This window comes from Pseudomonas sp. GL_091 (assembly GCF_057837725.1).
Window position 1 is genome coordinate 6,382,688 of the sequence record NZ_CM174451.1, and the last position, 21,147, is coordinate 6,403,834.

The following is a 21,147-nucleotide window of genomic DNA, read 5'->3' on the forward strand; positions in this document are numbered from 1 at the left end:
AGGGCAATTTGCCGATGTTCAGCCGGGATTAAGCTGCAAATTGTTATCATCACGACTCATTCAGCCCTGACAAATGCCGGTCATCATGTCCAATTTGACTGTTCGAGCGTCCGCCGTGAGCCTGCCCACGGGCCTCCCGGACGCGTTTTTCGACCGTGACGCGCAAATTCTGGCCCGGGAGCTACTGGGTAAAGTCATCCGCCATCGGGTTGGCGACCTGTGGCTCAGCGCCCGGATCATCGAAACCGAAGCCTATTACTGCGCAGAAAAAGGCAGCCACGCCTCCCTCGGCTACACAGAAAAGCGTAAGGCTTTGTTTCTGGATGGCGGCCACATCTATATGTATTACGCCCGGGGTGGCGATTCCCTGAACTTCAGCGCCCAGGGGCCCGGTAACGCCGTGCTGATCAAGTCCGCCTACCCATGGGTCGATGAATTGAGCGGGCCGGCCAGCCTGGCACAGATGCTATTGAACAATCCCGATGCCCAGGGCCACCCTCGCCCGTCGCAAAAGCTCTGCGCCGGACAGACGCTGCTGTGCAAGTCTCTGGGCTTGAGAGTGCCGGTCTGGGACGCCAAGCGGTTCGATCACGAGGTGTTGCTGGTGGAGGACGTCGGCCAGTCACCCGCCCACATCCTCCAGACCACGCGCCTGGGCATCCCCCACGGGCGCGACGAGCACTTGATGTATCGCTTTGTCGACGGCGCCTACGCGGCGTATTGCACTCGCACCCCGCTAAGACGGGGCCAGGTCGAAGGTCGCGATTATTTTGTGCTGACCTGAGATTGATCCGGATTTTGAAACTGAAGGAATCCCCTGTAGGAGCGAGCCTGCTCGCGATGAGGTCAGCACAATCAACATCACTTTTGACTCATCGTGCGCTATCGCGAGCAGGCTCGCTCCTACAAGTAGAAAATTGAACATTTGATGGAGTGGTTTTTATGGGCCAATGGCTCGATAGCGTGACCGGTTGGTTGACGGTCAACCCGCAATGGCTGGCGGCGGCAATATTTCTGGTGGCCTTTGTGGAATGCCTGGCGATTGCCGGGCTGATCGTCCCCGGCACGGTTTTACTGTTCACCGTTGCGGTGCTGGCCGGCAGCGGTGCGTTGCCGCTGAGTGAAACCTTGCTGCTGGGTTTCCTCGCCGGCGTGCTGGGTGACGTGGTGTCGTACTTCCTTGGACGGCACTTTCATCAGAATATCCGGCGCCTGCCCGGTTTGCGCCATCACCCGGAATGGATTGCCGGGGCCGAGACCTATTTCCAGCGCTATGGCATCGCCAGCCTGCTGGTCGGGCGTTTTATCGGGCCGTTGCGGCCGATGCTGCCCATGGTCGCCGGCATGTGCGACATGCCCTTCCCACGCTTCATTGCCGTCAGCCTGCTGGCCGGTGCGGGCTGGTCGGTAGCTTACCTGTTGCCTGGCTGGGCCACGGGTGCCGCCATTCGCTTACCGCTTCCGGAAGGTTTCTGGACTGAGGCGGGGATAGTTGCTGGCAGTATCGCAGTGATGATCGGCTTGAGCGTAACAAGCAGCCTGCGTCGCCACCGCAAAGCGACGATGCTGATTACCGGCATGAGCCTTCTGATTCTGGCGGGACTGTTCATTGGCTATCCGCACCTGAGCGCCCTCGATCAAGGGCTGATGACCCTGGTGCAAGAGCATCGCAGCCCGATGCTCGATGAGGTGGCGGTGGTCTTCACGTTGATCGGCGAATTCCGCAACATGCTGTTTTTCAGCGCGCTGCTAACCGGTTTGCTATTGCTGATGCGCCAATGGCGCCCGGCGATTTTCGCCGGAAGCACCCTGCTCTGCACGGCACTGGCGAACACCGCGACCAAACAATTCTTTGCCCGCGTGCGCCCCGAAGTGCTGAGCGATCCGCTGACCAGCTACAGCATGCCCAGTGGCCACGCATCTGGCTCTTTTGCGCTGTTCCTGACCCTCGCCGTACTGGCCGGCCGCGGACAGCCGCCGCGGATGCGCCTGACCTGGCTATTAGTGGGCAGCCTGCCAGCGATGGCTATTGCGCTGTCACGGGTGTACCTCGGCGCGCATTGGCCGACGGATGTACTGGCCGGTGCGATGCTGGCAGCGTGCGTTTGTGCGGCGAGCCTGTGGCTGGTCCAGCGCAAGGAACCGCTGAACGCCTTACCACCCAAGGCCTGGTGGCTGGTGTTGCCGGCGTTGGTGGCATTGTTCGGCTTCTTCGTTTTGCGGCATTTGCCGCATACGATGTTGCGGTATGCGTATTAGTAAAAACGCTCGTCAGGCAAACAACTCCCCCTGCAACTCATCCAGCAACGCCTGAATCGCATCCAGCCGTTGCTGCGGATCATCGAGTTGCAGCAGGTCGATCTTGTCCAGTTCAGCGAAGGGCAACAGGTACGCCAACTGATTGGCCAGCGACTGTTGGCCCGTCGCTTCGGTGCCCATGTTCAAGGCCTCAACCATCGGGTGTTCCGCCAGAGCCTTGAGCAAGGCCACCAGGTCGGCATCCTCGTCCTGCAGTGGCTGTTCGGGTTCGTCTTCCAGCCACTCGACCTCGGCGACGGTCAACTGATCGCGCTGGACTTCCGTTCGCAATACATGGAAACGCCGTCCGCCCTGAACCCGAATCCCCAGCAGGCCGTTGTCCTGCTGCTTGAAATCGGTGATCAGCGCCTCACACCCGACCAAGGCGTAACCAGCCGGGGCGATCCCGACTTCTTCACCATCGAGGATGCACACCACGCCGAAGCCGCCGCCCTGTTTCATGCAGCGACCGATCATGTCCAGGTAACGCGCCTCGAAAATCTGCAAGTCGAGGATGCAACCGGGAAACAGCACTGTGTTCAGTGGGAAAAGCGGCAGACTCATAGACATTTCCTTTACACCACCATCGACACCGCCAACGGCAGCAACACCGCCGTGGCCACGCCCATCAAACTCATCGCCAGCGCCGCGAAGGCGCCGCATTCTTCACTTTCCTGCATCGCCACCGCCGTGCCGACCGCGTGTGCGGTCATGCCCAGCGCCATGCCTCGGGCTTCGGGACTGTAGACACCCAGCCGGGTCAACAGACTCGGACCAAAGATCGCGCCAATCACACCGGTGATCAACACGAACACCGCTGCCAACGCCGCGACACCGCCAATCTGTTCGGCCACCAACATAGCGATAGGCGAGGTCACCGATTTCGGCGCCATGGTCATCAGGATCATGTGCTCGGCACCGAACGACCAGCCCAGCAACACGCCCATCCCCGTGGCCACCACCCCGCCTATCACCAGCGTAGTAAATATCGGCCAGAACAGCTGCCGAATCCGTCGCAGGTTGAGATAAAGCGGCACCGCCAGGGCAACAGTGGCCGGGCCGAGCAGAATGCTGAGAATCTCGGTGCTCTTGCGGTACTCGGCGTAGGTCAAGCCGCAGCCCACCAGCACGCCGATCACCAACAACATGGAGACCAATACAGGTTGCAAAAAGATCCAGCGGGTTTTCTCGAATGCCGCCAGGACGAGTTGATAAGCGCCAAGGGTAATGCCGATACCAAACAAGGGATGATGAATTACCGACGTCCAGGCGCCGTGCCAGTCGAAAATCATTGGCTGTCCTCAGGCTGAGCATGACGCTTGACCATGCGCTGCATCAGCACCCCGGCGAAGGCCATGGAAAGCAGCAGCGACAACACCAGCGCACCGACAATGGCCCAGAAATCCGCCGCGATGTCAGCGGCGTAGACCATCACGCCCACGGCCGGCGGCACCAGCAACAGCGGCAGGTAGCGCAGCAGGCTGCTGGCCGCCAGGTTCAGCGGCTCGCCGACCTGTCCGCGACAGATGAGGTACACCAGCAACAGCAGCAACCCCACAATCGGCCCTGGCAGCACCGGCAGGAACAAATGATTGATCGCAGTGCCGAGCAATTGGAACAGCACCAGCCACGTCAGGCCCCGTAACAACATCAAAGATCTCCCGCAAAATCCGTCACCCGCATTGGCAGGGCATTATAGGCATGCTCGTGCTATAGACCGGCATTCGCCAAAAGCATGGTCAGTTGACCGGAGCGCTTGGTCATGTTGATCTAAAGTGGTAAGCCGGGAGGTTAGATCCCCGCAAGCCAAAACTATAAAACCGATGAACCCAAGGAGAGTCTCAATGCCCTATGTTCCAGTTGCAGAGCTCAAAGATTATGTCGGCAAGGAACTTGGACGTTCCGAATGGCTCACTATCGATCAGGACCGCATCAACCTGTTCGCCGAAGCCACAGGGGATTTTCAGTTCATCCACGTCGACCCGGTCAAAGCCGCGCAAACGCCTTTTGGCAGCACCATCGCTCACGGTTTCCTGTCGTTATCACTGATCCCGAAACTGATGGAAGACATCCTCGTCATGCCAGAAGGCTTGAAGATGGTGGTCAACTACGGTCTCGACAGCGTGCGCTTCATCCAGCCGGTCAAGGTCAATTCGAAAGTGCGCCTGAAGGTCGACCTGACCGAAGTCATCGAGAAGAAACCCGGCCAATGGCTGCTCAAGGCCACCACCACCCTGGAAATCGAAGGTTCGGACAAACCGGCGTACATCGCCGAACCCCTGTCCCTGTGTTTCGTATAAACCTTGCCGGATGCGAAGCAGCTCATGCTGTTTCGCGCCCTCACGCGGTACCTCACCCTATTTATGGACACATAGCTGCGGCATACTCCCTCGCCTAATTGCCCGGAATCCGCTATGCGCCCACTTGCACTCCTTGCCTTGACCCTGATGCTCACCGCTTGCGGCGATGGCGAATCGCCTTTGCCCCCCGACGCCCGCCTGCCGGACGGCGGACGCTATCGCGGTGACCTGGTCAATGGCTTGCTGCAAGGCAAGGGGCGTATCGACTACCCGAACGGCAGCTGGTACGCCGGCGAATTCGACAAAGGCCAGTGGCAGGGCCAGGGCGAATGGCATGGCAGTAATGGCGAAGTCTATCGCGGTCAGTTCAATCAGGGACTGTTCGACGGCCAGGGGGCACTGACCACCAACGCCAGCAGCTACAGCGGCGGCTTCAAGGCCGGCCGACGCAACGGCGAAGGCACCCTCAAAGAAAACGGTATGAGCTATCGCGGAGAGTTCAAGGCCGATCAATACGCTGGCCTGGGTCGCCTCGAACTCGAAGACGGCAGCGCCTATCAGGGTCAGTTCGCCCACGGCAAACCCAATGGCGAAGGCCAGCGCGGCGACGGCAACGGCAATCAGTTCACCGGGCACTTCGTCGACGGCCAGCTGGAAGGCAACGGCACGTTCAACAGCGCCGACGGCGACATCTATGTCGGTAGCTTCAAGAACAATCAACTGCACGGCAAGGGCCGCTACGAAAACGCCGACGGCGATGTCTGGCTGGGCCAGTTCAAGGAAGGCTCGCTGAACGGCAAGGGCGAGTTGATCGGCACTGACGGCAGCCACTACATCGGCCAGTTCAATGACTGGCGCTTTTCCGGCCAGGGCCGGCTGAACCTGTCCGACGGCAGCTATTACACCGGCCAGTTCGACAACGACAGTTACCAGGGGCGCGGCACATTGGTGTTGACCGATGGCACCGTGCTCAGCGGCACCTGGATCAACGGCCAGCGCGTACGCGATGCCGAGGGCAAATTATTGCCCGACACACTGGAACTCGGCCTGCTGGCCCAGGGACGCTTGCTCGACGCAGCGCTGGCCAACGTTCCACCCTCGACCCCGGCGGTAGAGCTGTATTCGTTGACCCTGGGTGGTGATGGCAAGCAAAGCGTGTTTCTGCGCGAATCCGACTACGTCGCCAACATGCTCACCACCCGGTTCGGCACCTTTGGTCAGATCCGCCTGGTGAACCATCGTGACCACCTCGCCGACCGCCCTATGGCTACCCGGGAAAACCTGCGCCGGGCTGCCCTGACGCTGGCCGAACGCAGCGGTCCGGAAGACCTGATTTTCATCTACCTGACCAGCCATGGCACCAGCGAACACGAGCTGGTGCTGGACCAGCCGCGCATGGAACTGGCCGATCTGCCAGCGGACGAAATGGCTGCGGTCCTCGCCCCATTGAAAAACCGCGACAAGATCATCGTGATTTCGTCCTGCTACTCCGGCGGTTTCATTCCCTCCCTCAAGGATGAACGGACCCTGATCATGACAGCCTCACGGGCCGACCGAGTGTCCTTCGGCTGCTCGGAGGAAGCCAACTTCACCTACTTCGGCGATGCCCTGTTCGCCCAGGCCCTGAACCAGACCGATGATCTGGAACAAGCCTTCAAATTGGCCAAGGCCACTGTCGCCGAACGTGAGCTGGCGGACGGTTTCGAAGCGTCCGAACCACAGATCTGGGCACCGAAAACCGTCCTCTCGCATTGGCAACTACTGCGCAAACAGCAGGCACGAAAAGCCCTGCAAAGTGCGACCATCGAAAGCAAGGATGTAAACAGCAACTAAGCTGAATAGTATCAAGGGAGAAACACTATGTACTTGACGCCTCAGCACGTATTGCTTGCCGGAGCCACCGGGCTGACCGGTGAACATCTGCTTGATCGCTTGCTCAACGAGCCAACGATTTCGCGGGTATTGGCGCCGTCACGCCGGCCTTTGGCCAAGCATCCCCACCTTGAAAACCCGGTCGGCGACCCGGCGGCGTTCCTGCCACAGCTGAACGGGCGGGTCGATATCGCCTATTGCTGCCTGGGCACCACGATCAAGCAGGCCGGCTCGGAACAGGCGTTTCGCGCGGTGGACCTGGACATGGTGGTAGCATTCGCCAAACGTGCCCGGGAGATGGGCGCACGGCATTTGATCGTGATCAGTGCTCTGGGAGCCGATCGCAGATCCTCGATTTTCTACAACCGGGTCAAAGGCGAAATGGAGCACGCATTGCGCGCGCAGGACTGGCCGCAGCTGACTATTTGCCGCCCTTCGCTGTTGCTGGGTGATCGCGTTGAACCGCGACTGGGCGAGAAAGTCGCCGGCCCGTTGTCTCGGCTGATCCCTGGCAAATACCATGGTATCGAGGCCTGCCAACTGGCTCGCGCGATGTGGCGTCTGGCGCTGGAAGAGCAGGATGGCGTGCGGATTGTCGAGTCGGATGAGCTGCGCAAACTCGGCAAGTGATCCGCGGACCTGTGGCGAGGGGGCTTGCTCCCGCTGGACTGCGTAGCAGTCCCCAGCTCCTCAGGTAAAGAGCGGGGCCGCTTCGCGCCCCAGCGGGAGCAAGCTCCCTCGCCACAAGAGCCGCGCTATACCTACAACCCACCCGTCGCCTGAAAGCTCACCCCTATCACCGTCAACAACGACAACGGCAACAGCAGCGTGTCGAGCAACGCACTGGCCGGCAGGTCGACACCGGGATAGCTCGGTGCTTCGGCTCCGAAACGGTCCTTGGCGCAGCACCCGCCGTTCATCGCGTACAAATCCAGACGAGTTCCCGAGTACACCACCGGCGCCCCTGGCTTGGCTGCATCGAGGGTGCGCGCCGTCGCGCAACCGGCCAACTGCAGTGCCAGCACAACCACCAGCAACTTATTCATCGCTGGTCAGATGATGCTCGCCCCAGCGCGGCAACATGTCCTGAGGAATATTCAGCAGGTTAAGGATCCGCGCCACGACGAAATCGATCAGGTCGTCGATGGTTTGCGGCTGATGATAGAAGCCCGGTGATGCCGGCAGGATTGTCACGCCCATGTTCGACAACTTGAGCATGTGCTCCAGGTGAATGCTCGAATACGGCGCCTCACGGGGTACCAGGATCAACTGCCGACGCTCTTTGAGCGTCACGTCGGCAGCCCGTTCGATCAGGTTGTTGCAGGCACCGGTAGCGATGGACGACAACGTGCCCGTGGAGCACGGCACCACAACCATCGCCGCTGGCGCGCCGGAGCCCGAAGCCACTGGCGACATCCAGTCTTCCTTGCCGTACACCCGAATCTGCCCGGCGGCAGCCCCCGTGTATTCGGTGAGGAACGCCTGCATCATCTGCGGCTTGGTCGGCAGCGTGACGTCGGTTTCGGTGGCCATCACCAACTGCGCGGCCTTGGAAATCAGAAAGTGCACTTCACGATCTTCCCGCACCAGGCAGTCGAGCAGGCGCAAACCGTACTGGGCGCCTGAAGCGCCGGTCATTGCCAAGGTGATGCGGTCCGGGCCGTTGTTCATTTGAGCGCCTCGGCCAGTTTGCCGTGCAGGCCGCCGAAGCCGCCGTTGCTCATGATTACCACGTGGGTGCCGGGTTGGGCCTGGCTCTTCACACGCTCGATGATGCCCTCCAGGGAATCGCTGACAATCGACGGCACGGTGCACAGCGCAGCGGTGCCCGCCAGGTCCCAGCCGAGGTTGGCCGGTGCGTACCAGATCACCTGATCGGCATCGACCACGCTTTCCGGCAATCCGTCTCGGTGCGCGCCAAGCTTCATGGAGTTGGAACGCGGCTCGATGATCGCGATTAACGGTGCATCGCCGATGCGTTTGCGCAGGCCATCCAGCGTGGTGGCGATGGCAGTCGGGTGGTGAGCGAAGTCGTCATAAATGGTGATGCCACCCACTTCCGCGACTTTTTCCATCCGGCGCTTAACGCTTTTGAACGCGCTCAACGCAGCGATGCCCATGGACGGAACCACGCCGACGTGGCGTGCGGCAGCCAGGGTCGCCAGGGCGTTGGCGACGTTGTGCTGGCCAGTCATGTCCCACTCGACCACGCCCTGGGCGACGCCTTCGAACATCACTTCGAACTTCGAGCCATCTTCACTGAGCAGCTTGACCTGCCACTGACCGCCGGCACCGGTGGTTTGCACCGGAGTCCAGCAACCCATCTCGATAACGCGCTGCAAGGCCGGCTCAGTGGTCGGATGAATCACCAGGCCTTCGCTCGGGATAGTCCGCACCAAGTGATGGAATTGCCGCTCGATGGCTGGCAGGTCCGGGAAGATGTCCGCGTGATCGAACTCCAGGTTGTTCAGGATTGCCGTGCGCGGACGGTAGTGCACGAACTTGGAGCGCTTGTCGAAGAACGCGCTGTCGTACTCGTCGGCTTCGATGACGAAGAACGGCGTATCGCCCAGGCGCGCCGACACCGAGAAGTTTTGCGGCACGCCGCCGATCAGGAAACCCGGGGCCATGCCCGCGTGCTCCAGCACCCAGGCCAGCATGCTGCTGGTGGTGGTCTTGCCGTGCGTACCGGCAACCGCCAGTACCCAGCGACCTTGCAGCACGTGATCGGCCAGCCATTGCGGGCCGGAGACGTAGGGCAGGCCTTTGTTCAGCACGTACTCCACAGCCGGGTTACCCCGGGACATGGCGTTGCCGATCACCACCAGATCAGGGGCCGGATCGAGTTGCGCCGGGTCGTAGCCTTGGGTCAACTCAATGCCCTGGGCTTCCAGCTGAGTGCTCATCGGCGGATAGACGCTGGCATCGGAACCCGTCACGTGATGGCCCAGCTCCTTGGCCAGAACCGCCATTGACCCCATGAAAGTGCCGCAGATACCAAGAATATGAATGTGCATTAGTCGACCTCGTAAAACATGGCCGCAGGTTAGCTTAGGGTAGGAAAAATCGCACCTTGTGTTTCAGTATATGAAGACGCCTTCGCGAGCAGGCTCGCTCCCACAAGGCCTGCGCAGACCCTGTGAGAGCGAACCTGCTCGCGAAGGCCGTGATGCGGTTTACCGGGCAATCCCGTGTTTACGCAGCTTTCTGTAAAGGGTATTGCGACTGACCCCCAACTGCTCCGCTGTGTGCGTCATATGCCAGCGCGTCTGCTCCAGCGCCGTGAGTAACGCCAGCCGCTCGGCATCTTCCAACGGATGCTCCGACATCTCTTCAATCGTCGAAACTACCGGCCGCGCCTGGCGAATCATCGCCGGCAAATCCTCCAGGCCGATCCGCCCGTCCTCACACAGTGCTGCCAACGTACGCAGCACATTTCGCAACTGCCGCACGTTGCCCGGCCAGGCGAACCCCAATAAGGCCTCCCGCGCCGGCCCGTCGATCAACACGGTTTCTCCGCCCGCCTCCTCTGCCAGCAAAAAATCGAGCAACCGGGATTTGTCGCTACGCTCGCGCAACGGCGGCAACGCGACTTCCAGCCCGTTGAGCCGGTAATACAAATCCTCACGGAAGCTGCCGTCCTGCACGCGATCCAGCAAGTTACGGTGAGTGGCACTGATGATCCGCACATTCACCGCTTCCGGTTCGCCACCGATCGGTACCACTTGCCGGTCTTCCAGCACCCGCAACAAGCGGGTTTGCAAAGCCAGTGGCATGTCACCGATTTCATCAAGGAACAACGTCCCGCCATCGGCCTGTTGCAACTTGCCGCGCATGCCTTCTTTGCGCGCACCGGTAAAGCTGCCGCCGCGATAACCGAACAGCTCGCTTTCGATCAGGCTTTCGGGAATGGCCGCGCAATTGAGGGCGACGAAGGCTTTTTCCGCCCGCTGGCTGGCGTGGTGCACCGCTTTGGCAAAGGCCTCCTTGCCGGACCCGGTTTCGCCGTTGATCAGCAGCGGCACATCGCGCTCGTAGACGCGCAAGGCCTTGCGGAAGTCCGCCTGCAACGTCGCGTCATCCAGGCAAATGCCCGACAGACGCGGTGCTTGTGCAACCTTGGCCGCTGGCACCATCGGAGTCGGCAGCGGCCGCCGCGCCTCACCGCGCAATACCGCGAACAGCTTGCGACCATCGCGGGTACGCAACGGCCAACTGGCCGCAGCATTGATGCTTGCGCGGCCGAGCAACTCATCGAGCGAGCAATCGAAAAACGCCTCCACCGGCTTACCCAGCAAGCCGCCGCGAATATGTCCCAGCAGGTTCAGCGCACTCTGGTTGACCGCGCAAATGCGCCCTTCCCCGTCGAACGCCAGCAACCCTTCACTGAACAAACCGACGGACTCGGCCTGCAAGTGAAAACGCAGCAACCATTGGTTGTCGAAGCAGCGCAGGAAGTAGCAGCTCTCGATCATCTTCGCCGACAGATTGACCAGCGCCATGGTGTGGAACTGACTTTGCCGCGACACATCACGCCGCGCCGACGACACGTCGAGTACCGCCAGCAGTTCGCCATGGGGATCGAAGACCGGGCTCGCCGAGCAGGTCAGGCCGGTGTGGCGGCCGCGAAAGTGTTCGTCCTGATGGATGGTCAGCGACTGACGCTCCACCAGACAGGTGCCGATGCCATTGGTGCCTTCGCAGGCCTCACTCCAGTCGGCACCGAGCCAGAGGCCGGCACGCTCGAAAATCTGTCGCTCGGCGGGCGCGGTGACGCAATTGAGGATCACGCCGCGGGCGTCGGTCAGCAGCACAGCATGACCGGCACCGGAGAGTTGTTGATGCAGGCTGGTCATTTCATTGCCGGCGATGTGCAGCACTTGCTGCAAGCGTTCGCGGCTTTCCAGGACACGGCCATGTTCCAGCACCGTCGGCGCGATGCTCAGGGCCGGATCGAGGTGATAGTCCTCAAGGCAGCGCAGCCAGGAACGGGCGATGGACGGATCGCTGCCGGGACCGTGCAGGTGGGTCTTGCCCTGGGTCACCGTCATTACTTGCTGGGCATGGCGACTCAAATGATTGTCGTGCATTTCTTATTATTCTCCCCGGGGCTCGGCGTCCCGTGCATGAGGTGATGCCGAGCATCCTCCAGCCCGGCCCGCATTGCAATGCCTGCAAGACCGGTTGGTCACAAGCTGTGCCACAAACGGTACAAAGTGTCACCAGTGCTGTACCGAAAGCGTCACAGGCGCCACCCGCCCGTCCGACAAAAACCTCGCAAGGCCTTGATTTACCTGACATGCAAGGCACTGGCCCGACCCTTGCTCTACGCTTAAAGCAAGCGCACATGCGCGACTCCCTATAAGCACAAAAGCAAGGAGAGACCACCATGCGTTACGCTCACCCCGGTACTGAAGGCGCTATCGTTTCGTTCAAAGCCAAATACGGTAACTACATCGGCGGCGAGTTCGTCGCGCCTGTCAAAGGTCAGTACTTCACCAATACCTCGCCAGTGAATGGCCAACCGATTGCCGAATTCCCCCGTTCCACGGCCGAAGACATCGACAAGGCCCTGGACGCTGCCCACGCCGCTGCCGACGCGTGGGGCGCCACTTCCGCCCAGGCGCGCTCGCTGGTGCTGCTGAAAATCGCCGACCGCATCGAACAGAATCTGGAAATCCTGGCGATCACCGAATCCTGGGACAACGGCAAAGCCGTGCGTGAAACCCTCAACGCCGACATTCCGCTGGCCGCCGACCACTTCCGCTACTTCGCCGGTTGCATTCGCGCCCAGGAAGGCAGCGCTGCCGAAATCGACGGCAACACCGTGGCCTATCACATCCATGAACCGCTAGGCGTGGTCGGGCAGATCATTCCGTGGAACTTCCCGATCCTGATGGCCGCCTGGAAACTCGCCCCGGCTCTCGCCGCTGGCAACTGCGTGGTGCTCAAACCCGCCGAGCAAACCCCGCTGGGCATCACCGTGCTGCTCGAACTGATCGGCGACCTGCTGCCACCGGGCGTGCTGAACATTGTGCAAGGTTTCGGCAAAGAAGCCGGCGAAGCGCTGGCCACCAGCAAACGCATCGCCAAGATTGCCTTCACCGGCTCGACCCCGGTGGGCTCGCACATCATGAAATGCGCGGCGGAAAACATCATTCCGTCCACTGTTGAACTGGGTGGCAAGTCGCCAAACATCTTCTTCGAAGACATCATGAAGGCCGAACCCTCCTTCATCGAGAAAGCCGCTGAAGGCCTGGTGCTGGCGTTCTTCAATCAGGGCGAAGTCTGCACCTGCCCTTCCCGCGCGCTGGTGCAAGAGTCGATCTACGACGAATTCATGCAAGTGGTGATGAAGAAGGTCCTGCAAATCAAACGTGGCGACCCGTTGGACACCGACACCATGGTCGGCGCCCAGGCGTCCGAACAGCAATTCGACAAAATCCTTTCGTACCTGGAAATCGCCAAGGGCGAAGGCGCCGAGTTGCTGACCGGCGGCAAGGTGGAAAAACTCGAGGGCAACCTGGCAAGCGGGTATTACATCCAGCCGACGCTGCTCAAGGGCACCAACAAAATGCGCGTGTTCCAGGAAGAAATCTTCGGCCCGGTGGTGAGCATCACCACCTTCAAGGACGAAGCCGAAGCCCTGGCCATCGCCAACGACACCGAGTTCGGCCTGGGCGCCGGCCTCTGGACCCGCGACATCAACCGCGCCTACCGCATGGGCCGCGCCATCAAGGCCGGTCGTGTGTGGACCAACTGCTACCACCTGTACCCGGCGCACGCCGCGTTCGGTGGCTACAAGAAGTCCGGCGTCGGCCGTGAAACCCACAAGATGATGCTCGACCACTATCAGCAGACCAAAAACCTGCTGGTGAGCTACGACATCAATCCGCTGGGCTTCTTCTAAAAAACGGGGGCGACACAGGTAAATCTGTGTCGCCCTTCAAACAGCCATCGCGAGCAGGCTCGCTCCCACAGGTTTTTGTGGTGAATCCACCTTTTGAGACCTGACACAGAACCCTGTGGGAGCGAGCTTGCTCGCGAAGGCGTCTGAAATGACACAACACAAAAGGCTGGCCGCTCTGGCACGGGCCTTGCGTACCCGTCATTCAGGAATTGCACCCAACCCGTCGCACCCGAAAGTCCAAGAGATCGAACAATAAAAATTAGAGAGGACTTATGACTACTTCTTCCACACAGCTCAAACCCACACTCGGCACCCTGCATTTATGGGGCATTGCCGTCGGCCTGGTGATTTCCGGCGAGTACTTCGGCTGGAGTTACGGCTGGGGCACCGCAGGCACCCTGGGTTTTCTCGTCACCGCGTTGATGGTGGCGACGATGTACACCTGCTTCATCTTCAGCTTCACCGAACTGACAACTGCGATTCCCCACGCTGGCGGGCCGTTTGCCTACAGCCGCCGGGCCTTTGGTGAGAAAGGCGGGTTGATCGCCGGCATCGCTACCCTGATCGAATTCGTCTTTGCACCACCGGCCATCGCCATGGCCATCGGCGCCTACCTCAACGTGCAATACCCGGAATTGGACCCGAAGATCGCCGCCGTTGGCGCCTATTTCGTGTTCATGGGCCTGAACATCCTCGGCGTCAGCATCGCGGCCACCTTCGAACTGGTGGTTACCGTGCTGGCGGTCGCCGAATTGCTGGTGTTCATGGGCGTGGTCGCCCCGGGCTTCAGCTTCAGTAACTTCGTACTCAATGGCTGGTCGGGTTCGAACGAGTTCACGATGAGCTCAATTCCCGGGATTTTTGCGGCGATCCCCTTTGCGATCTGGTTCTTCCTCGCCATCGAAGGGGCGGCCATGGCTGCCGAGGAAGCCAAGGACCCGAAACGCACGATCCCCAAAGCCTACGTCAGCGGCATTCTGACCCTGGTGTTCCTGGCCATCGGCGTGATGGTGATGGCCGGCGGCGTCGGCGACTGGCGCCAGTTGTCGAACATCAACGATCCGTTGCCCCAGGCGATGAAAGCCGTGGTCGGCAATAATTCGACCTGGATGCACATGCTGGTATGGATCGGCTTGTTCGGCCTGGTGGCGAGTTTCCACGGGATCATTCTTGGCTATTCCCGGCAGTTCTTCGCCCTGGCTCGCGCCGGTTACCTGCCCAAAGGGCTGGCCAAACTCTCGCGCTTCCAGACGCCGCATCGGGCGATTCTGGCCGGCGGCGTGATCGGCATCGCGGCGATCTACAGCGATGGCCTGGTCAACCTGCAAGGCATGACCCTGACGGCGGCGATGATCACCATGTCGGTATTCGGCGCCATCGTGATGTACATCATCAGTATGCTGAGCCTGTTCAAGCTGCGTAAGACCGAACCGAACCTGGAGCGCACCTTCCGCGCGCCGGGCTATCCGATCGTGCCGGGGATCGCGCTGTTTCTGGCGGTGGTGTGCCTGGTGGCGATGGCCTGGTTCAACACCTTGATCGGCCTGGTTTTCCTCGGCTTCATGGTTGCCGGTTACCTGTATTTCCAGTTGACCGCCAAGCAACGTTCCGAGGCACCGGCAGACGCTATGCTCGAAGGTATATGAGATGCACCGGCGCCGGGCCCACTGCCTGGCGCCTGCATTATTGAAGTGCACACCGATTCCCTGTGGGAGCGAGCCTGCTCGCGATTGCATCACCGCAGTGTAAATACCAGACCGAGTCGCCCGCATCGCGAGCAGGCTCGCTCCCACAAGGGTCGGTCGTGAGCTGAAGACTTGTACATAACAGGAGGCCCCGCCCCATGGCCGTATATGCCCATTCCGTCGGCGCCCAGACCTATCGCTTCGACAGCCTCAAGGAAGTGATGGCCAAGGCCAGTCCAGCGCGCTCCGGGGATTTTCTGGCCGGCGTCGCGGCCCTCAATGACGGCGAGCGCGTCGCGGCCCAGATGACTTTGGCCGACATTCCGCTATCCCACTTCCTGCAAGAAGCGTTGATTCCCTATGAATCCGATGAAGTCACCCGACTGATCATCGACACCCACGACAAACAAGCCTTTGCGGTCGTCAGCCACCTCACCGTCGGCGGCTTTCGCGACTGGCTGCTCAGCGATGCCGCCGACGAGCAGGTCCTGCGCGCCCTCGCTCCCGGCCTGACTCCGGAAATGGCCGCCGCCGTGTCGAAGATCATGCGTGTGCAGGATCTGGTGCTGGTGGCGCAGAAAATCCGCGTGGTCACGCAGTTTCGCGGCACCTTGGGCCTGCGCGGCCGCCTGTCCACTCGCCTGCAACCGAATCACCCCACCGACGAACCGGCCGGCATCGCCGCGAGCATTCTCGACGGCCTGCTGCACGGTAACGGCGATGCCATGATCGGCATCAATCCGGCCACCGACAGCATCGCCTCGATCTGCGCGATGCTGGAGATGCTCGATGCGATCATCCAGCGCTACGAAATCCCGACTCAGGCGTGCGTGCTGACCCATGTCACCACCTCGATCGAAGCGATCAATCGCGGCGTCCCGCTGGACCTGGTGTTCCAGTCGATCGCCGGCACCGAAGCAGCCAATGCCAGTTTCGGCATCAACCTCAATATATTGCAGGAAGGTTACGACGCAGGATTGAGCCTCAATCGCGGCACACTGGGCCAGAACCTGATGTACTTCGAAACCGGCCAGGGCAGCGCCCTGTCGGCCAACGCCCACCATGGCGTCGATCAGCAAACCTGCGAAACGCGGGCCTACGCCGTCGCGCGGCATTTCAAACCGTTCCTGGTCAATACCGTCGTCGGCTTCATCGGCCCGGAATACTTGTACAACGGCAAACAGATCATCCGCGCCGGCCTGGAAGACCACTTCTGCGGCAAACTTTTGGGCGTGCCCATGGGTTGCGACATCTGCTACACCAACCACGCCGAAGCCGACCAGGATGACATGGACACCCTGCTGACCCTGCTGGGCGTGGCCGGGATCAACTTCATCATGGGCATCCCCGGCTCCGACGACATCATGCTCAACTACCAGACCACCTCGTTCCACGATGCGCTCTACGCCCGGCAGACCCTGGGGTTGAAGCCCGCACCGGAATTCGAGCAGTGGCTGGCGAAAATGGGCATCTTCACTCAAGCCGATGGCAGGGTTCTCTTCGGCGACAGCCTGCCGCCGGCCTTCCGGCAGGCCTTGGCGCAACTGGGATGAGCATTGACATGGACAAACTACCCTTCGATCCACACAACCCTTGGCTGGAACTACGACGCCTGACGCCCGCGCGAATCGCTCTGGGCCGCACCGGCACCAGCATTCCCACCCGCGCACAACTGGACTTCCAGTACGCCCACGCTCAGGCGCGAGATGCGGTGCACTTGCCGTTTGACCATGCCTCCCTCAGTGCGCAACTGGCCGAACGTGATCGCGAGTGTCTTTTGCTGCACAGTGCGGCGACGGATCGCAACACCTACCTGCAACGCCCCGACCTGGGGCGAAAACTCGGTGATGCATCAGCGCAGACCCTGCGTGATTACGCGACGGCCCATGCGGGAGGCGTGGATCTGGTGATTGTGGTCGCCGACGGCCTGTCGGCACTGGCCGTTCATCGCCATACCCTGCCGTTTCTGACGCGCTTCGAAGAACAAATGGCGGTCGACGACTGGACTATCGCGCCAGTCATACTCGTGGAACAGGGCCGGGTGGCCGTCGCCGATGAGATCGGTGAGTTGCTTGGCGCAAAAATGACCGTGATCCTCATCGGCGAACGCCCTGGCCTAAGCTCCCCGGACAGCCTGGGTTTATATTTCACCTACAATCCCAAGGTCGGCCTTACCGATGCCTACCGTAATTGCATCTCCAATGTCCGGCTTGAAGGGCTGAGTTACGGCATGGCGGCACACCGTTTGCTGTATTTGATGCGTGAAGCCTGCCGGCGGCAGTTGTCAGGGGTCAATCTGAAGGACGAAGCGCAGGTTCAGACACTGGAGTCGGACTCGGGAAGCGACATGAAAGATAATTTCCTGCTCGGCCCACCGAATGCCTGAACCGCTCCGCATTGCACATTCGTACCAGTTTCAGGCAGGATCGTTGTGCGGCCGCCAAGGGTTTCCCATCGCCGTCAGAGACGTAAGACAGCCACTTGAAGACGAGACCTACCATGCGGATTATTCAAGCGACCCTCGAACACCTGGACCAGCTGACCCCGTTGTTCGTCAAATATCGCGAGTTTTATGGTTCCCTGCCGTATCCGGACTCGTCCCGGGCGTTCCTCGAAAAACGCCTGCGTCGCAAGGAGTCGGTGATCTACCTGGCGCTGTCTGATGACGACAGCAACAAACTGATGGGTTTCTGCCAGCTTTACCCGAGTTTCTCCTCGCTTTCGCTCAAACGTGTATGGATCCTCAACGATATTTATGTCGCCGAGGACGCCCGCCGCCAGTTGGTGGCCGACAACCTGATCCGCACCGCAAAAAAAATGGCCAAGGAAACCAATGCCGTGCGCATGCGTGTTTCCACCAGCAGCAACAACGAAGTCGCGCAGAAAACCTACGAATCCATCGGATTCAAGGAAGACACCGAATTCAAGAACTATGTGCTGCCGATCAGCGACGAACTCTGAATCACCTGTACCCTGCTCGCGATGGCATCGACCGGATTACACTGGCCCAACGAGGCGACGGCATCGCGTGCAGGCTCGCTCCCACCTGTTCGTTATCAAACATCAGCCCTGTCATGACATTCCCCGCTACAATCTCGACGCGATTTTCACCACTCGCCTCGTATAATCCCGATATTCCCGGCTTGTAAGAAAAACTACCGCTATCCGTAGTCTTACGCGAAGTCATCCGCACAGGCCTGCTGAGTCGGGCCATTACCACAGGTGCTTTCCATGGATTTCAACCCGATCGACATCGTCCTGCATCTCGACGTCTACCTCGACATGCTTGTAACCAACTACGGGGCATGGATCTACGCCATTCTGTTCATGGTGATCTTCTGTGAAACCGGCCTGGTGGTCATGCCCTTCCTGCCGGGCGACTCCCTGCTGTTCATCGCTGGCGCCGTGGCGGCCGGTGGCGGCATGGACCCGGTACTGCTCGGCGGTCTGCTGATGCTCGCGGCGATTCTGGGCGACAGCACCAACTACATCATCGGACGAACGGCGGGTGAAAAACTGTTCAGCAATCCGAACTCGAAGATCTTCCGTCGTGACTACCTGCAACAAACCCACGACTTCTACGACAAGCATGGCGGCAAAACCGTGACCCTGGCGCGCTTCCTGCCGATCATCCGCACCTTTGCACCGTTCGTCGCCGGTGTTGGGAAAATGCCTTATCCGCGGTTCTTCGCCTTCAGCGTCTTTGGCACTGTCCTGTGGGTCGGCGGGCTGGTGACGCTCGGTTACTTCTTCGGCAACGTGCCGTTCATCAAGAAGAACCTGTCTCTGCTGGTAGTCGGCATCATCCTGTTGTCGTTGGTGCCAATGATCATTGGCATGGTGCGTAACCGCCTTGCAGGTTCGAACTCCAAAGCCGAATCGCGCTGACACGATGTGGTCCCTGAGCGCCTGGCGTCGCCGGCGCACCCTGGCAAAGCACCCGATTGCCGATGACATGTGGCAACGGGTGCGCCATCACCTGAGTTTTCTCGATGGCCTCAGCGCCACCGAAGACCAATGGCTGCGCGAAGCCTGTGTGCTGTTTCTCGAAGACAAGCACCTGACGGCCCTGCCCGGTGTCGAACTGCATCAGGAACAACGCTTGCTGCTCGCAGCCCAGGCGCAACTGCCGCTGCTGCACCTCGGCGACCTGAATTGGTATCAGGGCTTCCACGAAATCATTCTCTACCCCGACGACTTCCTCAGCCCCCAGCGCCATCGCGATGCCAGCGGCGTCGAGCACGAATGGGACGGTGAACACAGCGGTGAAGCCTGGCAGCAAGGCCCGATCATCCTCGCCTGGCCCGGCGTTATGGCCAGCGGAGGATGGGAAGGCTACAACCTGGTGATCCACGAACTGGCGCACAAACTCGACATGCTCAACGGCGTCGCCAACGGCCTGCCGCCGCTGCATCCCGACATGCGCGTCAGCGACTGGGCCAACGTCATGCAAGAGGCCTATGACGACCTTGACCGGCAACTGGAACGCAATCCCGATGCCGAAACTGCCATCGACCCGTATGCCGCCGAGAACCCTGCCGAGTTCTTCGCCGTCACCAGCGAATACTTCTTCAGCGCCCCGGATTTGCTGGACGAGGCTTATCCGCAGGTGTACCAGCAGTTGAAGCTGTTCTATCGCCAGGACCCGCTGACGAGGTTGAAGCAACTTCAGGCGCATGATCCTGTCTATCAGGCACACCAGTGAGCGCCATACGACTTCTGGTCCATGGCGTCGATACAGGAATATGCCTATAATCGCCGCCACTTTTTGGTCAATCCGGCCAAGTGTTTTTGGTCAACTAACGGGGGCAACGCCCAATGAGCTACAGCAAGATTCCGGCTGGCAAAGACCTGCCGAACGACATCTACGTCGCGATCGAGATTCCGGCCAACCACGCGCCGATCAAATACGAAATCGACAAAGACAGCGATTGCCTGTTCGTTGACCGTTTCATGGCCACCCCAATGTTCTACCCGGCCAACTACGGTTACATCCCGAACACCCTGGCTGACGACGGTGATCCCCTCGACGTGCTGGTCGTAACCCCTTACCCGGTTGCTCCAGGTTCGGTAATCCGCGCCCGTCCGGTCGGCATCCTGAACATGACCGACGACGGCGGCGGCGATGCCAAAGTCATCGCAGTCCCACACGACAAGCTGTCCCAGCTGTACGTCGACGTGAAGGAATACACCGACCTGCCAGCGCTGCTGATCCAGCAGATCGAGCACTTCTTCGCGAACTACAAAGATCTCGAAAAAGGCAAATGGGTGAAGATCGAAGGCTGGGCCGGCGCAGACGCCGCCCGCGACGCGATCACCAAGTCGGTTGCTGCCTATAAAGGTTAAGAGCAGCCGCGAGCTTCAAGCGACAAGCTGCAAGAAAAACCCCGGTTGAACCGTAATGCTGTTCACTTAAGTATTTGAATCCGTGCCGGGCTTCTCCGAAAATCCGATGCCAGACCTCTGGCATCGGATTTTTTATGTCTGTTCAACAGGACTTGCTCGACCTCGGCGACCTTTTCAACTTCTGCGACTTGAGCACCCTCACCCAAAATATCTCCATTGAGTGGGTCGCTTCTGCGCTGGATTTGTCCAGCCAGGCCACCATCCGCCGGCGTCATCTGCTCGCTGATCAGGTGCTCTGGCTAGTGCTCGGCATGGCGCTGTTTCGTGACGAGCCGGTTCATGAGGTGGCCAGACGCTTGAACATCTGCGCCCTAGGCCTGGCTTCTGACCATCTACTGGCCCGCAGTGGGGTGACAGAGGCGCGCAAGCGGCTTGGCGCCGGTTTCAGCGACGGGGGAGACGATTGCCAGAGTTAAGGTGTTGGCGGGTTATTTCTGGATCACCGCCCAAGGCCCTCGAGGCCAAGGACGGTGAAAATTTCAAAAACCTGGTTTCCGGTGGACCGTAAGGCTGCTCCGCTTAAGTGAACAGCATTACTGCTTGGTCGGGCTTTTTTGCCTGTAGCAATAACCTTCACGCAGATTTCTTCGACCTACTGCCTGCCGACAGGTCACACTGTCTCCTACAGGATGGATTGACCATCCTGAACGAAGGCACTCCGGCGCTTAGGGGATAC

Annotated in this window: 20 protein-coding genes and 1 pseudogene; 14 read left to right on the top strand and 7 right to left on the bottom strand. The window is 60.3% G+C overall.

Annotated elements, in window-relative coordinates; translation table 11 throughout:
* Positions 1 to 85 precede the first annotated feature (85 nt).
* Complete coding sequence (locus AC3ITY_RS29085; RefSeq protein WP_489306364.1) at positions 86 to 784, top strand: DNA-3-methyladenine glycosylase; 699 nt, start codon at positions 86 to 88, stop codon at positions 782 to 784.
* 158 nt (positions 785 to 942) lie between these two features.
* Positions 943 to 2,259 (top strand): bifunctional DedA family/phosphatase PAP2 family protein, encoded by a 1,317-nt coding sequence (locus AC3ITY_RS29090; RefSeq protein WP_489306365.1) that lies wholly within the window; start codon positions 943 to 945, stop codon positions 2,257 to 2,259.
* A gap of 12 nt (positions 2,260 to 2,271) precedes the next feature.
* Here AC3ITY_RS29090 and AC3ITY_RS29095 read toward each other — a convergent pair whose 3' ends face one another.
* The 3 genes from AC3ITY_RS29095 to AC3ITY_RS29105 are packed head-to-tail and all read right to left on the bottom strand — an operon-like array spanning position 2,272 to position 3,949.
* Entirely contained in the window at positions 2,272 to 2,862 is a 591-nt protein-coding gene (locus AC3ITY_RS29095; protein ID WP_007998442.1) for an LON peptidase substrate-binding domain-containing protein, read from the bottom strand.
* A gap of 11 nt (positions 2,863 to 2,873) precedes the next feature.
* Positions 2,874 to 3,590, bottom strand: coding sequence for an LrgB family protein (locus tag AC3ITY_RS29100; RefSeq protein WP_223453602.1), 717 nt, complete (start codon positions 3,588 to 3,590; stop codon positions 2,874 to 2,876).
* A complete protein-coding gene (locus AC3ITY_RS29105; protein ID WP_489306367.1) occupies positions 3,587 to 3,949 on the bottom strand; it encodes a CidA/LrgA family protein in 363 nt (120 codons plus the stop codon). The genes AC3ITY_RS29100 and AC3ITY_RS29105 overlap by 4 nt, the downstream gene beginning before the upstream one ends.
* Before the next feature lie 193 nt (positions 3,950 to 4,142).
* On the opposite strand from AC3ITY_RS29105, the gene AC3ITY_RS29110 reads away from it, so the two are divergent.
* The 3 genes from AC3ITY_RS29110 to AC3ITY_RS29120 all read left to right on the top strand — a co-directional run bounded on the left by AC3ITY_RS29110 (position 4,143) and on the right by AC3ITY_RS29120 (position 7,100).
* The gene (locus AC3ITY_RS29110; protein ID WP_046041672.1) at positions 4,143 to 4,598 is read left to right on the top strand and encodes a MaoC family dehydratase; all 456 of its coding nucleotides are present in this window, start codon (positions 4,143 to 4,145) and stop codon (positions 4,596 to 4,598) included.
* A gap of 114 nt (positions 4,599 to 4,712) precedes the next feature.
* A complete protein-coding gene (locus AC3ITY_RS29115; protein ID WP_489306368.1) occupies positions 4,713 to 6,431 on the top strand; it encodes a C13 family peptidase in 1,719 nt (572 codons plus the stop codon).
* A 27-nt stretch (positions 6,432 to 6,458) separates the two neighbouring features.
* Complete coding sequence (locus AC3ITY_RS29120; protein WP_489306370.1) at positions 6,459 to 7,100, top strand: oxidoreductase; 642 nt, start codon at positions 6,459 to 6,461, stop codon at positions 7,098 to 7,100.
* Positions 7,101 to 7,231: 131 nt separating this feature from the next.
* Here the strand turns inward: AC3ITY_RS29120 and AC3ITY_RS29125 are convergent, their stop codons facing one another.
* From AC3ITY_RS29125 to AC3ITY_RS29140, 4 genes are all read right to left on the bottom strand, one after another.
* On the bottom strand, positions 7,232 to 7,516 hold the full coding sequence (locus AC3ITY_RS29125; RefSeq protein ID WP_008022904.1) for a YceK/YidQ family lipoprotein: 285 nt from the start codon (positions 7,514 to 7,516) through the stop codon (positions 7,232 to 7,234).
* Positions 7,509 to 8,141, bottom strand: a complete 633-nt coding sequence (gene ubiX, locus AC3ITY_RS29130; protein WP_223453610.1) for a flavin prenyltransferase UbiX — start codon at positions 8,139 to 8,141, stop codon at positions 7,509 to 7,511. The genes AC3ITY_RS29125 and ubiX overlap by 8 nt, the downstream gene beginning before the upstream one ends.
* On the bottom strand, positions 8,138 to 9,487 hold the full coding sequence (mpl, locus tag AC3ITY_RS29135) for a UDP-N-acetylmuramate:L-alanyl-gamma-D-glutamyl-meso-diaminopimelate ligase (protein ID WP_489306372.1): 1,350 nt from the start codon (positions 9,485 to 9,487) through the stop codon (positions 8,138 to 8,140). Before mpl ends, ubiX begins: the two co-directional genes overlap by 4 nt.
* A 159-nt stretch (positions 9,488 to 9,646) precedes the next feature.
* Positions 9,647 to 11,560, bottom strand: coding sequence for a sigma-54-dependent Fis family transcriptional regulator (locus AC3ITY_RS29140; protein ID WP_489306374.1), 1,914 nt, complete (start codon positions 11,558 to 11,560; stop codon positions 9,647 to 9,649).
* 299 nt (positions 11,561 to 11,859) lie between these two features.
* Here AC3ITY_RS29140 and exaC point away from each other — a divergent pair, with 299 nt between their 5' ends.
* From exaC to AC3ITY_RS29185, 9 genes and pseudogenes are all read left to right on the top strand, one after another.
* The gene (gene exaC / locus AC3ITY_RS29145) at positions 11,860 to 13,380 is read left to right on the top strand and encodes an acetaldehyde dehydrogenase ExaC (protein ID WP_489306376.1); all 1,521 of its coding nucleotides are present in this window, start codon (positions 11,860 to 11,862) and stop codon (positions 13,378 to 13,380) included.
* A gap of 272 nt (positions 13,381 to 13,652) precedes the next feature.
* A complete protein-coding gene (eat, locus tag AC3ITY_RS29150) occupies positions 13,653 to 15,026 on the top strand; it encodes an ethanolamine permease (RefSeq protein WP_489306378.1) in 1,374 nt (457 codons plus the stop codon).
* Between the two features lie 197 nt (positions 15,027 to 15,223).
* Positions 15,224 to 16,618, top strand: a complete 1,395-nt coding sequence (locus tag AC3ITY_RS29155) for an ethanolamine ammonia-lyase subunit EutB (protein WP_489306379.1) — start codon at positions 15,224 to 15,226, stop codon at positions 16,616 to 16,618.
* An 8-nt stretch (positions 16,619 to 16,626) separates the two neighbouring features.
* Positions 16,627 to 17,451 (top strand): ethanolamine ammonia-lyase subunit EutC, encoded by an 825-nt coding sequence (eutC, locus tag AC3ITY_RS29160; protein WP_489306380.1) that lies wholly within the window; start codon positions 16,627 to 16,629, stop codon positions 17,449 to 17,451.
* Positions 17,452 to 17,564: 113 nt separating this feature from the next.
* Positions 17,565 to 18,026 carry a GNAT family N-acetyltransferase gene (locus AC3ITY_RS29165; protein WP_223453617.1) on the top strand — a complete coding sequence of 154 codons (462 nt, stop codon included), beginning with the start codon at positions 17,565 to 17,567 and terminating at the stop codon, positions 18,024 to 18,026.
* A gap of 270 nt (positions 18,027 to 18,296) precedes the next feature.
* On the top strand, positions 18,297 to 18,953 hold the full coding sequence (locus tag AC3ITY_RS29170) for a DedA family protein (RefSeq protein WP_223453618.1): 657 nt from the start codon (positions 18,297 to 18,299) through the stop codon (positions 18,951 to 18,953).
* 4 nt (positions 18,954 to 18,957) lie between these two features.
* The gene (locus AC3ITY_RS29175) at positions 18,958 to 19,770 is read left to right on the top strand and encodes a M90 family metallopeptidase (protein WP_489306381.1); all 813 of its coding nucleotides are present in this window, start codon (positions 18,958 to 18,960) and stop codon (positions 19,768 to 19,770) included.
* A gap of 113 nt (positions 19,771 to 19,883) precedes the next feature.
* The gene (gene ppa / locus AC3ITY_RS29180; RefSeq protein WP_007894323.1) at positions 19,884 to 20,411 is read left to right on the top strand and encodes an inorganic diphosphatase; all 528 of its coding nucleotides are present in this window, start codon (positions 19,884 to 19,886) and stop codon (positions 20,409 to 20,411) included.
* Between the two features lie 134 nt (positions 20,412 to 20,545).
* Positions 20,546 to 20,851, top strand: a pseudogene (locus AC3ITY_RS29185) (transposase domain-containing protein); the annotation flags it as partial.
* Positions 20,852 to 21,147: the final 296 nt, after the last annotated feature.

What these genes read in the sequence shown, in the direction of transcription:
- eutC (WP_489306380.1), top strand. Translation starts at nt 16,627, where the DNA reads ATGGACAAACTACCCTTCGATCCACACAACCCTTGGCTGGAACTACGA.
- ubiX (WP_223453610.1), bottom strand. Translation starts at nt 8,141, where the DNA reads ATGAACAACGGCCCGGACCGCATCACCTTGGCAATGACCGGCGCTTCA.
- AC3ITY_RS29155 (WP_489306379.1), top strand. Translation starts at nt 15,224, where the DNA reads ATGGCCGTATATGCCCATTCCGTCGGCGCCCAGACCTATCGCTTCGAC.
- AC3ITY_RS29100 (WP_223453602.1), bottom strand. Translation starts at nt 3,590, where the DNA reads ATGATTTTCGACTGGCACGGCGCCTGGACGTCGGTAATTCATCATCCC.
- AC3ITY_RS29175 (WP_489306381.1), top strand. Translation starts at nt 18,958, where the DNA reads ATGTGGTCCCTGAGCGCCTGGCGTCGCCGGCGCACCCTGGCAAAGCAC.
- eat (WP_489306378.1), top strand. Translation starts at nt 13,653, where the DNA reads ATGACTACTTCTTCCACACAGCTCAAACCCACACTCGGCACCCTGCAT.
- AC3ITY_RS29110 (WP_046041672.1), top strand. Translation starts at nt 4,143, where the DNA reads ATGCCCTATGTTCCAGTTGCAGAGCTCAAAGATTATGTCGGCAAGGAA.
- mpl (WP_489306372.1), bottom strand. Translation starts at nt 9,487, where the DNA reads ATGCACATTCATATTCTTGGTATCTGCGGCACTTTCATGGGGTCAATG.
- AC3ITY_RS29140 (WP_489306374.1), bottom strand. Translation starts at nt 11,560, where the DNA reads ATGCACGACAATCATTTGAGTCGCCATGCCCAGCAAGTAATGACGGTG.
- AC3ITY_RS29105 (WP_489306367.1), bottom strand. Translation starts at nt 3,949, where the DNA reads ATGTTGTTACGGGGCCTGACGTGGCTGGTGCTGTTCCAATTGCTCGGC.
- AC3ITY_RS29090 (WP_489306365.1), top strand. Translation starts at nt 943, where the DNA reads ATGGGCCAATGGCTCGATAGCGTGACCGGTTGGTTGACGGTCAACCCG.
- AC3ITY_RS29165 (WP_223453617.1), top strand. Translation starts at nt 17,565, where the DNA reads ATGCGGATTATTCAAGCGACCCTCGAACACCTGGACCAGCTGACCCCG.
- AC3ITY_RS29085 (WP_489306364.1), top strand. Translation starts at nt 86, where the DNA reads ATGTCCAATTTGACTGTTCGAGCGTCCGCCGTGAGCCTGCCCACGGGC.
- AC3ITY_RS29125 (WP_008022904.1), bottom strand. Translation starts at nt 7,516, where the DNA reads ATGAATAAGTTGCTGGTGGTTGTGCTGGCACTGCAGTTGGCCGGTTGC.
- AC3ITY_RS29170 (WP_223453618.1), top strand. Translation starts at nt 18,297, where the DNA reads ATGGATTTCAACCCGATCGACATCGTCCTGCATCTCGACGTCTACCTC.
- AC3ITY_RS29095 (WP_007998442.1), bottom strand. Translation starts at nt 2,862, where the DNA reads ATGAGTCTGCCGCTTTTCCCACTGAACACAGTGCTGTTTCCCGGTTGC.
- ppa (WP_007894323.1), top strand. Translation starts at nt 19,884, where the DNA reads ATGAGCTACAGCAAGATTCCGGCTGGCAAAGACCTGCCGAACGACATC.
- exaC (WP_489306376.1), top strand. Translation starts at nt 11,860, where the DNA reads ATGCGTTACGCTCACCCCGGTACTGAAGGCGCTATCGTTTCGTTCAAA.
- AC3ITY_RS29115 (WP_489306368.1), top strand. Translation starts at nt 4,713, where the DNA reads ATGCGCCCACTTGCACTCCTTGCCTTGACCCTGATGCTCACCGCTTGC.
- AC3ITY_RS29120 (WP_489306370.1), top strand. Translation starts at nt 6,459, where the DNA reads ATGTACTTGACGCCTCAGCACGTATTGCTTGCCGGAGCCACCGGGCTG.